General features: G+C 64.2%; 15 protein-coding genes. 5 read left to right on the top strand and 10 right to left on the bottom strand.

From position 1 onward, the window contains the following. Positions 1–96 precede the first annotated feature (96 nt). On the top strand, positions 97–633 hold the full coding sequence (locus tag AL755_RS11965; protein WP_054011201.1) for a dihydrofolate reductase family protein: 537 nt from the start codon (positions 97–99) through the stop codon (positions 631–633). A gap of 145 nt (positions 634–778) precedes the next feature. Here the strand turns inward: AL755_RS11965 and AL755_RS11960 are convergent, their stop codons facing one another. Next, positions 779–1,420: a DUF6226 family protein gene (locus tag AL755_RS11960; protein ID WP_054011200.1), complete on the bottom strand. Its 642-nt coding sequence runs from the start codon at positions 1,418–1,420 to the stop codon at positions 779–781. Between the two features lie 112 nt (positions 1,421–1,532). On the opposite strand from AL755_RS11960, the gene AL755_RS22435 reads away from it, so the two are divergent. After that, positions 1,533–1,697, top strand: a complete 165-nt coding sequence (locus tag AL755_RS22435; protein WP_082369200.1) for an NAD(P)H-binding protein — start codon at positions 1,533–1,535, stop codon at positions 1,695–1,697. A gap of 245 nt (positions 1,698–1,942) precedes the next feature. Here the strand turns inward: AL755_RS22435 and AL755_RS11950 are convergent, their stop codons facing one another. The 7 genes from AL755_RS11950 to AL755_RS11925 all read right to left on the bottom strand — a co-directional run bounded on the left by AL755_RS11950 (position 1,943) and on the right by AL755_RS11925 (position 7,698). Then, entirely contained in the window at positions 1,943–2,353 is a 411-nt protein-coding gene (locus AL755_RS11950) for a winged helix-turn-helix transcriptional regulator (protein ID WP_054011198.1), read from the bottom strand. 73 nt (positions 2,354–2,426) lie between these two features. Further along, positions 2,427–3,002 (bottom strand): DUF1579 family protein, encoded by a 576-nt coding sequence (locus tag AL755_RS22430; RefSeq protein ID WP_082369199.1) that lies wholly within the window; start codon positions 3,000–3,002, stop codon positions 2,427–2,429. Between the two features lie 380 nt (positions 3,003–3,382). Further along, positions 3,383–3,958 (bottom strand): copper resistance CopC family protein, encoded by a 576-nt coding sequence (locus AL755_RS11945; protein ID WP_054011197.1) that lies wholly within the window; start codon positions 3,956–3,958, stop codon positions 3,383–3,385. Between the two features lie 81 nt (positions 3,959–4,039). After that, on the bottom strand, positions 4,040–4,747 hold the full coding sequence (locus tag AL755_RS11940; protein ID WP_054011196.1) for a YcnI family copper-binding membrane protein: 708 nt from the start codon (positions 4,745–4,747) through the stop codon (positions 4,040–4,042). A 279-nt stretch (positions 4,748–5,026) separates the two neighbouring features. Continuing rightward, complete coding sequence (locus tag AL755_RS11935) at positions 5,027–5,656, bottom strand: hypothetical protein (protein ID WP_054011195.1); 630 nt, start codon at positions 5,654–5,656, stop codon at positions 5,027–5,029. Positions 5,657–6,291: 635 nt separating this feature from the next. Then, complete coding sequence (locus AL755_RS11930) at positions 6,292–6,819, bottom strand: GNAT family N-acetyltransferase (protein WP_082369198.1); 528 nt, start codon at positions 6,817–6,819, stop codon at positions 6,292–6,294. 9 nt (positions 6,820–6,828) lie between these two features. After that, complete coding sequence (locus AL755_RS11925; RefSeq protein WP_082369196.1) at positions 6,829–7,698, bottom strand: alpha/beta fold hydrolase; 870 nt, start codon at positions 7,696–7,698, stop codon at positions 6,829–6,831. A 235-nt stretch (positions 7,699–7,933) separates the two neighbouring features. Between AL755_RS11925 and AL755_RS11920 the strand changes: the two genes are divergently transcribed. Further along, positions 7,934–9,274, top strand: a complete 1,341-nt coding sequence (locus AL755_RS11920; protein ID WP_054011193.1) for a S53 family peptidase — start codon at positions 7,934–7,936, stop codon at positions 9,272–9,274. 93 nt (positions 9,275–9,367) lie between these two features. On the opposite strand, the gene AL755_RS11915 is transcribed toward AL755_RS11920, so the two are convergent. Continuing rightward, a complete protein-coding gene (locus AL755_RS11915; RefSeq protein ID WP_054011192.1) occupies positions 9,368–9,928 on the bottom strand; it encodes a GNAT family N-acetyltransferase in 561 nt (186 codons plus the stop codon). 223 nt (positions 9,929–10,151) lie between these two features. On the opposite strand from AL755_RS11915, the gene AL755_RS11910 reads away from it, so the two are divergent. After that, a complete protein-coding gene (locus AL755_RS11910; protein WP_054013026.1) occupies positions 10,152–10,808 on the top strand; it encodes a peptide deformylase in 657 nt (218 codons plus the stop codon). Positions 10,809–10,851: 43 nt separating this feature from the next. Then, positions 10,852–11,736, top strand: coding sequence for a putative RNA methyltransferase (locus AL755_RS11905; protein WP_054011191.1), 885 nt, complete (start codon positions 10,852–10,854; stop codon positions 11,734–11,736). On the opposite strand, the gene yczE is transcribed toward AL755_RS11905, so the two are convergent. Continuing rightward, a complete protein-coding gene (gene yczE, locus AL755_RS11900; RefSeq protein WP_202813562.1) occupies positions 11,733–12,407 on the bottom strand; it encodes a membrane protein YczE in 675 nt (224 codons plus the stop codon). The two genes, AL755_RS11905 and yczE, sit on opposite strands and share 4 nt — an antisense overlap. Positions 12,408–12,444 lie beyond the last annotated feature (37 nt).

The raw sequence follows: 12,444 nt of genomic DNA, 5'->3' as shown, positions 1-12,444 counted from the left end.
CTTCGCGGTATCCCAGGGTTGCCGACCATTGGGGGCGATGTGTTTCGCCGGTTTGCTCACTAAGCTGGTGGCATCGAGACCTAACGGAGGTGTGACGTGCGAAAGATCGTTGTGTATGAGTTGCTGTCCCTCGACGGAGTTGCCGAGGATCCGGACGCTTTCTTCGCGGACTGGGATGAGGCGATGGACGCCAACCTTGCCGCAGTGATCGCCACCCAGGACGCGGTGATCCTCGGGCGCCGCAGTTACGCTGAGTGGGCGCAGTTTTGGCCCACCAGCGACATCGAACCGTTCGCTAGCTTCATCAACGGGGTCACGAAGTATGTTGCGACCTCGACGCCCCTTGACCTGGAGTGGGCCAACGCGACCGCGGTCGACGGCGGGCTGGTCGGGTTTGTCCGCGATCTGCGGCAGCAGGACGGCGGCGATATTGGTGTCCACGCCAGCATCTCGGTCGCGCAGGCACTGCTCGCCGCCGGCGTCGTCGACGAACTCAAGGTGGTGATCGCCCCGAGGATCGCCGGCAGTGGCAGGCGGCTCCTTGACGGCCTGCCGTCCATCAAGCTCGAATCGATCCAAAGCGGGATGTCACCCACCGGCTATTTGATGGCTGACTATCGCGTTGTTCCTTAGAGGGCCCGCCCGATAATGCGGAGGAGAGCAGAGCTGTGGAGATCATGACCGTGTTGGCCGTCGTCGGACTTCTCCCGTCAACCGCCCTTATCGGCATGGTCGTGGCACGCCGATACCTGGCTTTCAAGCTTGGAGGCTCCGGAGACTAGCTCCTCCTTTCCCATGGTGCCCACTGCCCGCCGGAAGGCAGCGCGGTCCGGGCAAGTTTCACCCTCGTCTCGGGCAGGTCCTTGGTCAGGCTGCGCCCCGACCGGATCCCGACCTCCGGCTCCTCGAGCCGAAACTCGACCCAGCGTCCCGGCCCTTGATCGAACTGCTCAAAATAGCACCCCGATATGACCAGGCGAACGGTCCATTCGAGATCTTCGGCCAGCCGGGTTGCGTCGTGGTCGCAGGCATCGCAACCACACGCGGGGAAGTGGAAGTCGTGGAGTGAGCCGGCGTGAAGGAAGACGCCGGGGAACCGGGTGAGCACGAACGTCAGCGGTGCCGCCGTGGGACTTGCGGGCACCACCCGTACCGCACGGACAACATCGTTTGGCAGGTGCAGAAGATCGGTAGTCACCTCCGGATCTTCGACAACACTCACCTCGAAGGTGTCCTGCAACCAGGCGATGAGTGCGCCGGCGACCGCATGGAGGGGCAGGAAGCGTTGCAGATTACTGACACGTGAATAGGAGTCCATGGGCGGGGACTCGGCGCCCCATCTGTTGCCGTACTCGATCGGGTTTCCCTGCTCATCGCGGTAGACCTCTGTTGGGAACGCGGGGCGCCGGTAGTCACTCATGGTCCCACCGTAGCCCTCAAATAATTGGCGTCATTGGGGTTCATCCTGCCACTTCCATTCGCCTAGTGCTTTCATTTAGTTAGCGGCAAGTTGGGAAAAAGAGACGATCGCGATGAAGTTGTTCGTACTGGGTGCGACCGGCACCACAGGGGGCCTGTTCGTCGACGATGCGCTGGCCGCGGGGCATGAGGTGGTGGCGTATGTGCGCAATCCCGGCAAGCTCGCGGCGCGCGATCGGCTCACGGTGGTGGCCGGTAACATGGGGAACGTCGAGTAACTGGCCGCTGCGATGCACGGCGCGGATGCTGTCGTCAGCATGTTGGGGTGGAGCAGCGCCAAGCCCAACGGCTTCAGCGAGAAAGCGGTCACGGCGATCACAGCCGCCGCTGAACGCGGCAGCGTCACCCGCGCCGACGCGGCAGGATTCCTCCTCGATGCGGTGAGCAGTAGCGCGTGGTCGCGGCGTACCGCTGTACTCACCACCCGTAAATAGCCCTCGCCATTCAAGGCGAAAGTGCGTTATCAGAGCTGCCCAGCCTCGACCGGATTCCCGCTTTCGGCTTGATCGCGGCTTCGCTGGTGGGTGACGATCGCCGGCAGTTGCTCGTAGATGGCGTCGATGAGATCAACGATGCGGTCGGCAATGGGGCGTCCAATCCCGGTCAGTTCGTATTCGACGCGTGGGGGAATCGTGGACAGCTCCGTGCGGGAGATGAGCCCGTCGGAGTGGAGGCGCTGCAGCGTCTGGGAGAGCATGCGATCGGAAATGCCGTTGACTGCGCGCCGCACCTCGGCGAAGCGCAGCGGTCCGTCCGTCAAGGCGGCCAGTGCGAGTGAACCCCACCGGCCTGTTGCATGTTCCAGGACTGAACGGGACGTGCATTCGGGGTCGAAGACGCTCATCCCGTTCACACGCGCAGAAGCTTGGCTCATGAATTAGATTCATGACCCCGGTTAGCACTTCGGTAACGATAGCGCTAATTCAGAATTAGCAATTCCCTGGAGTTCAAGCGGAGGTTCCACCGTTGGCCCGTCTCGGTGCCGCTGGTGGGGTCGACGTCGATGGCCCGGGGCTGTCCGCCCTCCGTGAGAGTGCTTGGGGGAGTGACTCCAACTTCAGAAGTTTTCTAAAGGTCATTTCAAAGTCAGATTCCCAGGTCGATGTGTCGGTTGAGTGCTCCCAACCACCCCAAATAACGTCCTTGCCTTGGTTGAATGTGCCGGTGAATCGCTGCGAAAAGTCAAGAGGTGAGAAGTCGGCCCGTGTTCTCAGGAGCGTCCAGATACCGTCACCGAAGGTCATTTCGTACAGGCGACTAACGCCGCGAGAGTCAAAGTAGTGCTGTATGAACCCCTGACTGGTGGAATCTGGTGCCATGATCGTGAAGCTGTTCGGGGCATCGGGGTGAGAAACTTCGGAGCGTTGCATCAGGTATTCACCGTTTAGCATCCACTCGAAGGTAGTTCGGCCGATAACTTTATTGGATGGAGCATCTGGAAACGATGCCTCTACGGTCCATTCACCGACGAGCGGCTCAAGCGTTTCGCGTGCCATTTTGGCGTTTGAACTCTGGGCGTCCATGATTCCTCCAGTTGGTGTGAACATGTGCAGCGGCCGAACGGATTTGAGGGTAGCAGTGGTACGCCGGCCACCACCGCAATTCTCTGCCTCGTCCGAGCTCCGAGCAACAGCCGATTCCAGAACGACCAGGGCTACTTGATGTTGGCCGTCGAAGCCCCAGCCGTGTTTGGCCGAGGCTGCCGGATGCCTCTCATGTCCGGGAATTCCTGGCACAGGTCCTCCGTGAGCTGGCCGATGACCGGCACACCCATCGTGCTCCTGGCGGGTATGCAGGTCGCGAGCGATGGACCAGGAGTACACGCCGATCACGTGAGTGTTGACGCAACGAGTTGGAGTTGGAACGCGTGGTTCCAGCTGGCAGCCTTCCTGGCTTGATGATCCTAGGCCCGGTCAGCATGGTTGAGGCGGCGTTTTGCGTAGATTGCCAGCGCAACGGCCAGGGCAAGAGTGCCCGCACCGCCACCAACCAGGCCCCAGGGGAAACCGCCGCCTTGTGCGGCTTGGCCAGCGGCCCCGTTTTGTGCCTGAACCGGGGAGGCTGCGCCGGAGGAGCCGCCCTTCCCGGTGACCGTGAATGTGAAGGTGCCCTCGATCGGGTGGGAGTCGGAGGACACGACGCGCCATTCCACTGTGTATTTTCCTGCCGGCGCTCCGGGCTTGACGGCTTGGGTGACGTGGTTGTCGATAATGTCCACGGGCCCCGATGCCCAGTTGGTGCCGCCGGCGTCCTTGATAAAGATTTCCGAGCCGATGGCTTCGGGGGTGTTATTGAACGTCATTCCAATGGTTGCCGGAATGCTGGTAACGGTGGACCCATTGGCAGGGGTGGTGCCCTCGAGCACATCATGGGCTTGTGCGGCGGCTACCGGCACCAGCATGAGCAACAGGGTCAGTGCGGAAAGCAGGGCAACAACGAGTGGGTTGCGGCGGACGGGGTGGGGTGTGGAGGAAGCCATGGCCTGATCCCTTCAAATCGGTGGGTGAGCGGTGCCGGGTGAAGCCCCTACCGGGTTCCACCCGGCACCACGCGTGGCGGACTATTGCTGCAGGGCGGCTGACTTCCTGCGGCCGGCCAAAACGAGGCCCAGGGCAGTGCCGCCGAGGAGCAGCCCGGCCCCGCCGAATACCATGCCCCAGACTCCGGTGGAGTTATCCGGCGTCGAGACGGCAACCGGTGGGGTGGTGGCCGTGCCGTCCTCGGCGGTAGTGACGAAGGACGGAGCCGGGTGGTCCGGTTCGGTTTGGCCTTCCACGGTCTTTTCATTCCAGTTCACTACGGTGCCATCGGTATACGTTTGGGTTGCGGGCAAGGTGATGGTGGTCCCGGCTGCGGGCAGCTTGCCCACGGAGAGTGAGAAGGTCTGGTATTCGTTTTGGCCGATCTCATGCGCCGCATCGGCAGTCCAAACGACCGAACTCGGGGCCTTGGTCACCGTGGTGCCGTCGAGGGTGACGGGTTTGGGCAGGGCGGTGGTGATCACCTGCACGGTCCATCCGTCGAGGGGCTTGACCGAGACCGAGGTGAAGGGTGTGTCGGCGGGCAGCGAGACGACAAGTTTACTGGTCTTCGCCGTCGGGGATTCGTTCGGGACGTTGAAGGTCAGGTGCGTGTAGCCGTTGGCTGCGGGATCGTCCGGGTCGACATTGACGTGTGCCGAGGCTGCAGCCGCCCCCATGGCAAGCATGGCCGCGGCGAGGGCCCCGGTGGTAATGGTCTTGAGTGTGCGGCGGTGAGAGGTCTTCATCGGTGATGCCTTTCAATGGTGGACTCCGCCCGAGGGGGCCGAGGGTTTGGAGGTTATTCGGAGCCATGGGGCGGTACGGGTTGGATCGTGGCGGGCGGGCATCCCCGCAATGGCGTTCGCGGCAGAAATAAAGGACAGCGGCGCGAAGCGGCCGACGCCGGAAAAGCCGGTGGGCGTCCTCGTCGTCGTCCAGGGCGGACGATGGCGGGGCAGCACGGGGCAGCACAGTCCAGCACGGCGGGCAGGGCTGTACCCGGCCGGGTGGTCCGGTGTGGGTTCTTAGGACGCAGCCAAGTGCACGGGTGGTCCGCGGTGGCGCATCACCGGCAGGGGAACGCCCAGCTCGGCCAACGGAAGAAGGATGGAGGTCGACCTGGCCTGGAGACGGCAGGGTGCTGCGGCCGGAAGGACCAGCCGGGGGAGGACCTTGGTGACTTTGAGCCTCAACGCGTCAAGCAAATGGACGGAGGCAACTTCACCATAGCGGAGGAAAAGGATCGTCAGGGCAGCCGCGGCGGCATGCCCGAGCCACATGGTCCAGCCATGCCCGCCCGGATGACCCATGGATGCCACAACGGGGTGGACGGCAAGGGCGCTCAGGTCCGGCGCATGACCATGGTCCATGCCCGTCATCATCATCCGGGACGATTCCGAGGGAGGCGTCGGGCTCAGGCTGAAGAGCCAGTGGAACAGCGCCTGGCTGGCCACCACACCGGCGACCAGCCGGCCCAGGGACAGCACCCGGCCCGCGAGCAGGCAACAAACCAGCCCCGACACGGCCAAGGACAAGAGCAGCAACAAGGGGTTGGGAGCATCGCCTCCGGCAAGCATGTGCGAGACGGCGGCAATTGCCGTGGCAAAGCCGGCGCCAATCCAGCCGCGGGCCAGGAGGGAACCACGTGGTGTCATGTCCCCTCCTCTTCCCTGCTCCGACGGCCGACGCTATACGCCTCATCATAGGTGCTCTACGAGTCGTAGAACACCATTGTTGCGTGGCCGTGAGCTTGATCCGTCCAATGGTGCCTTCTTCGAGTTTCCTGGCGTCGCCCGGGGGAGTGGCGGTGAAAGGGCTTGTGGCCTGATGGAACAACGTCAGGTGGACCCGGTCGGCAGAACGCGCCTTGGATTAGCTATTACATGGACCGGTTCCTCGATGGATCTTGATGCAGCGACGGTTGGCTGCGTGTGCGGAACTCTTCCCGCCAAGGCGCTCATGATTCGAACCACCAAATGCGCACGGCGCGGCTGTGGCGTCAAAAGTGTTTTTGTCTGCGGCTTTGGCCAGGGCGTCAGATCCACGGCACGCGCGGGTGGAATTCTGCGGGAATTGGCACGATGACTGGTGGTGAGTGCAGGAGAGAACCGGGCCCTGAAGTTCAAGGTTCCGGCAGTGCCAGAAAGCACCCTATTTCACTTTACTTGACATAATGTAGATTATCGGCGAAATATCAACATTCGTTTCCCTAGGCCGAAAGGAGCCGTTTGAGGCCACTTTGAGTACCTGTTCAGACCCCAAGTGGGACGCCGGCCAAGTCCCGAGTCGCCTAGGGGCGGCTCGCCCGCATCAGCAGGCCAACCCCGCCGGTGAATTCTGTCGTGTGAAATCTTGGCGCCCTGGCCGTCTCGACGAATCCCCAGCGCGAATGCAGCACAATTGAGGCCCTGTTGGCCACATTCACCACATACCAGGCGTCGGCCGCCCGTTGCCAGATCCACTCGAGCCGGGCCTGTGTCAGTGCTGCCCCAATGCCGCGGCGACGCCACATCGGGTCCACCGTAACGCCGCCCAGGTAGTGGCCCGACGGTGCCGTGCCGTCGCTTTCGGGCCAAAAATGCGTCTTTCCCCAGCCCACCACGCCGCCGTCGGTCTCCGCCACGACCACCAGCCGTGCGTCGTCATGAACAGTCCGGGCAAGGGCTTCGCCGGCGGGAACGGCGCGGCCGGACGCCTTCTGGACATCCAGCATGGCCGGGATGTCGGCGGGCATTGCAGGACGTATGGCAACCCGAGCTCGCGATGGATGCGCCGCCCCCTGACGGGGCAGGTAGTCGGCAAAACCGCTGGCGCTCATGGCTCCACCCTAGGGATCCGCGGTTCCGGCCGCCAGCGGGGGAAGTTCGACGGCGCCCACCCGGCTTGGGTGCTGCGCGCACTCCAGGAATTCCCGGAGCGCGCGGATCCATGCCGGAAAATTCTCCAGGTGCGCATCATGCCCGGCCCCGGGAATGTCCACGCGCCGGGTGCCGGGCCGTGCAGTAATGAACTCAGCCTTTTGCCGTTCCGTGAACATGCCGTGTTCGCCGTAGAGAACAAGGGTCGGTGCCGCCACAGACTGCCACTCATGCCACCGCGGCGCCGTGACGGGAACCATGCATGCGGCCATGATGTCCGGATCAAAACGGGGCCAGAGCCCGTCGGGCCGCTGCTCGAGGTCGGCGAGCCAGGCCGACGCCAGGGCGGAGTCGCCCAGGAAGGTCCGGGCGTCCTGCGCATCCTTGAACGGGACGGGCCAGGAGGCAAAATAGCGGCCGAGCCCGGCGACCTGGTCCCGCTCCCCCGGCCCGGCGTCGCACTCCAGCAGGACAAGGGAGGCCACCAGATCGGGGCGGTCGGCTGCGGTCAACATGGCGGTGTGCGCACCCATCGATTGCCCCACCAGATGCACCGGCTCCCCCGGACTGAGCAGTTCAATCAGCGCAACGACATCGAGTACGTAGGCCTCGCGGGAAACATCCGCGGGGCGGCGAGTGCTGCGCCCGTGACCGCGCTGATCAAGTGCCGCCACGCGATACCCGGGCATCAATCCAGCCATGGTCGGTTCAAACTCCCGCGAGCTCCCGGCCAGGCCATGCAACAGCACCACCGTGGGTCCCGTGCCTGCGACTGTAAAGCTAAGTGTGGTCCCGGCCCGGACCGTGGTCCGGGCCGCGGTGGGCGGTGTGCGGGGCATGCTCCAAGTGTGCCCGATGGCGGACTTTGCTGAGTAATCCGGCCACTGTATCGTCAACCCTGCGCACAAAGATTCATATCTTTCTCCAAGTTCCCGGCCGGTAATCTTCCTAAAATTCGGCCTATAATATCCAGTCTATTGCGGGCTGTCATCAAGCGGCGTATAACGTTGCTGTAACTATTCCCTTTCTCAGGTGGATATTGTGGCTATTCGATTACGTACTTTCGGGCATTTTTTGGCTGTTCTCTTTTTCACCGTGGCAATGGCCCTGGGCGGGTCCACGGGCGCCCTCGCGTCGACGCCCGGCGCGCTTGCCGTGCCGCTGCACGGTTCAACCCTCGTTCACATCACCGGACCCAACGCTGCGCCGACTGACACCCAGTGCCGGGCACAGATCGGCGTTCCCTGCTACAGCCCGCAGGAGATCCGCCAAGCGTACGGGCTGACCCCGCTCATCAACGCCGGCTACACCGGGGCCGGGCAAACGATCGTCATTATCGACTCCTTCGGCAGCCCCACGGTCGAATCCGACCTTGCCACCTTCGATGCAGACTTTGGCCTCCCCGCACCTCCCAGCCTGAAGGTCCTCGCTCCCCTGGGCTCGGTGCCGTTCGATCCCAACAACAGCGACATGGTCGGCTGGGCCGAGGAGACCTCCCTTGACGTCCAGTGGGCCCACGCAATGGCACCGGCCGCGAGCATCGTGCTGATGACAAGCCCGGTGTCCGAAACCGAAGGCGTGCAGGGCCTCCCCCAGTTCCTGGCGCTTGAGCAATTCGCCGTCAGCCACAACCTCGGCAAGGTCATCTCGCAAAGCTGGGCCGCCACGGAAGACTCCCTGATGACTCCCGCGGGCAAGGCGTTGATGGCGCAGTTCAACAACTTCTACCGTTCCGCCACCCTGCACGGGGTGACGTTCCTTGGCTCCACGGGTGATTCCGGAACGGCCAACCCCGGCGTCGACAACGTCAACTTCCCGTACCCGACCGTGAACTTCCCGGCCATCTCGCCGTGGGTCACCGCGGTGGGCGGCACGAGCCTGTACGCCAGCACGACGGGCGCCTACCAAAGTGAGACCGTGTGGAATGACGGGCTTGGCTCGGCCACCGGCGGGGGCGTCAGCAGGTACACGCCCGAACCGATCTACCAATGGCTGCTGCCACGTGCGGACCAGCGCCTGCTGGCCGGACACCGCGCCATCCCGGACATCGCCTTCAACGCCGATCCCAACACGGGCGTACTGGTCCACCTGGGCTTCCTGGGCGCCGGCAACAACGGCTACTACATCTTCGGCGGAACCAGCGAAGGCTCCCCGGCCTGGGCCGGAATCGTCGCCGACCTTAACCAGCGCGCCGGTTTCCCCCTCGGATTCCTGAACCCGGCACTGTACGCCCTGGGTGCGGCAAATCTGCTCTACCCGTCGGCGCTCAATGACGTCACTGTTGGCAATAATGCGCAGCCGCCGATCGCCGGATACAACGCAACGGTTGGCTGGGATGCAACCACAGGTTGGGGCACCCCGCACCTGAACAAGTTCGCCGATTCCCTCATCCACCAGGCCCGCGCCACCCAGTAGCAAGCGGGCCCTTAGAAACAATCAGCTCGGCCGGTGCTCGCAGTAATTCATGCGAGCACCGGCCGAGCCGTGTCAATGCAGGGTGGGGCTATCTCACTGTACCGGGGCTTCGGCGCCCGCCAGCGCAGGGTTCTTCACCACGAACAGTTCGCACAGTGCGTTGTAGTACTTTTTGGACTGGCCGCGATGTTCCATGCCAATACGCCGGCACACGCTTTGCGAGGCCTCATTGGCCGGGTTGGTCACAGCCACCACGCGGTCCAGTCCGCTGGCAAAGGCGTGGTCCAGGACGGCGGCAGCAGCCTCGGAGGCGTAACCGCTCCCCCAGTGGTCGGGGTGGAAATGCCAGCCAATTTCAATGTCGCCGGAAGGCTTCAACGGTTCCTCGCCCGACGCCGGGATCGGCTTGAGCAGCAGGGTTCCGACGGCCTGGCCGTCCTCGGCGCGCGTGACGGCCCAAATGCCGTGGACTGGGTGGTCGACAGCGCGGAACCTCTCAAGGCGTTCCGTTGCTTCGTCGAGGCTCTCCATGACGCGCGGCTCGGCGCCGATGAACCGCTGCACCACCCACCGGGAGTACAGGTCAAAGACAAAATCAACGTCAGATTCTTCCCAACCGCGCAGGACAAGTCGTTCCGTGGTGATGTTCTTCATCCCCCCATTCTGCACGGTGAGTGCTGAATGTTTGGTGAGCGCCGGCCCGGAGGTGCGTAACAATAGAATCACGCGCCGACGTCGAACAGGTCACGGAAGGCGTTCGGAACAATGGCTCCGGCCGTCTTAAACGCACAAGGAAATGGCATGGAATTCGTGATGGAAGTTGATGTGGATGGGGCTGCACCGCTTGCCGGCGGCACACGCCGGATCGAGGGCTTCCATGGGTGAAGCGCCCACTCCCGGCAGGGCCCTGTTCGACGACGACTTCGTCCGGGACGCCGTGGCGGCCATCCTTGACGCGGACTCCCTCCCGCGGATCGTCCAGTCCGGCCATCCCGTCCTGCGCGCGCAGGCCATGCCGTTCACGGGGCAAATCAGCGCCGATCAACTCTCGCGGCTAATCGAGCTTATGCGCCGCACCATGCACGCCGCCCCCGGTGTGGGCCTGGCCGCGCCGCAAATCGGCATTCCGCTGCAATTGGCCGTGCTGGAGGACCAGTACGAGGTCCCGGCCGAGAACGCCGCGGCGCGCAACCGCGAACCATTGGACTTCCTCGCAGTGCTCAACCCCCGCTACACGGCCGTCGGTTCCGCGACGGCGTCCCACTATGAGGGGTGCCTGTCCATGTCCGGCTGGCAGGCCGTGGTGGAGCGGGCCAAAACGATCGACCTGGCCTACGACGACGAGCTCGGTGCCGTGCACACCCGCCGGTTGAGCGGGTGGCAGGCCAGGATTGCCCAACACGAGACCGACCACCTCTCCGGGATCATCTACCTGGACCGGGCGCACACCCGATCACTGGCCTCGGATGCCGAATATGCGGCGAACTGGGCGCGGCCCGACATCGCGGCAGCCCGGGAAACCCTGCACTTTTAGGGCCGCTTCATGGCTGCGGGTCCGCCCCGCCTAGGATAAAGGCATGGAAAATAGTGCCCTCGACGCCCTGATCTGCCCCGTCTGCGGGCTCGAATTCATGGAGACGCTCCCCGGCGAAACCGCCCTCGCCTGCATCGACGGCCACAGCTTTGACATTGCCCGGCAGGGGTACGCCAACCTCTTGACCGGCCACGGCACCAAATTCGCCCAGGACACCGCCGAAATGGTGGCTGCCCGCGACGACTTCCTGGACGCCGGCCACTACCAGCCGCTCGCCAACGCCCTCTCCGACATCACGGGCGCCGTCCTGGATGCGGCGCAGCCAACGGGACGCCGGTTGATTCTCGACGCCGGCACCGGCACCGGGTACTACCTCCAGCAGGTCCTGGCCCGGCTGGGCGACGGCGGCCGGCTCGGCATCGACTCCGTGGGCCTGGACATCTCAAAATTCGCGTTGCGCCGGGCGGCCCGCCGCAACCCCGGGACCGCGAACCTGGTGTGGGACCTGTGGCGGCCGCTGCCCGTGGCAGCCGGCCGGGCCGACGTGGTGTTTGTCATCTTTGCACCCCGGAACGCGGCCGAATTTGCCCGGGTCCTCAAGCAATCGGGCCGGCTGGTGGTGGTCACCCCGCGCCCGGAGCACCTGGCCGAGATTGCCCGCCCGGCCGGCATGCTGGGCATCCAGCCGGAAAAGGATGCCGCGTTGGCCGGTGCACTGGCAGGCCACTTTGAGCTGGTGGAATCCCTCGACGAAAGCATTGCCCTCTCGCTGGCACCGCAGGATGTGCGCAACGTGGCGCTGATGGGTCCCGCCGGCCACCACCTGGATGCGGCTGCCCTGTCCCGTTCGGTCGACGGACTGCCGGAGCGTTCGGCGGCGACGGCCGCCTTCCGGATCTCCGTCTTCCGCCCGGTACCCGAAAGCTAATCCGTGCCGGCAGTCCGCAAGGGAGCGGCGACGGTCACATCCACCGCACTCGCCTTCGGGCTTTTGGCGTGCAGGTCCACCTGCAGCCACTTGAGCGTGAGCTGGGTCAGCGGCCCCACGCCCAGTGCAAAGGCCGCGGTTCCGGCACCCACCACGCCGCCCATGAGGAATCCGATCACAACCACGGTTAGTTCGATGCAGCTCCGGACCATCCACACGGGACGTTTCGTCACCCGCACGAGTCCCGTCATGAGGCCGTCACGGGGTCCCGGCCCCAGCCCGGCCCCAATGTAGAGGGCCGTGGCAAACGCCAGCATGCACAGGCCCGCGACGAACAACGCGCACTGCAGCGCAAGGTTTCCGGCCTGGGGAATGAGGTCGAGGCCAAAGTCGGCGAACAAGCCCACCAGCACGGCATTGGCGATGGTGCCGAAGCCGGGCATCTGCTTGAGCGGGATCCACAATAACAGCACCACGCCGCTGATGATGATGGTGCACACGCCAAAGGAAATCCCGGTGGTGCGCGAGGTGCCCTGGGCAAAGACGTCCCATGGCGAGGCGCCCAGGTTTCCTCGGATCATCAGCGAAATGGCGATGCCGTAAAGGAAGAGACCGGCGACGAGGCGCAGCAGGCGGACGGGAAGGTTGTGGGTCGTCATAAAACGGTGCATGCCTTAATTCTAGGCAAACTGGCCTTATGCACTAGAG

The sequence above is a fragment of the Arthrobacter sp. ERGS1:01 genome, assembly GCF_001281315.1.
Taxonomy (GTDB): domain Bacteria; phylum Actinomycetota; class Actinomycetes; order Actinomycetales; family Micrococcaceae; genus Specibacter.
The sequence above is the reverse complement of the archived record's forward strand: the minus strand, read 5'-3'. Positions and strand labels throughout refer to the sequence as shown.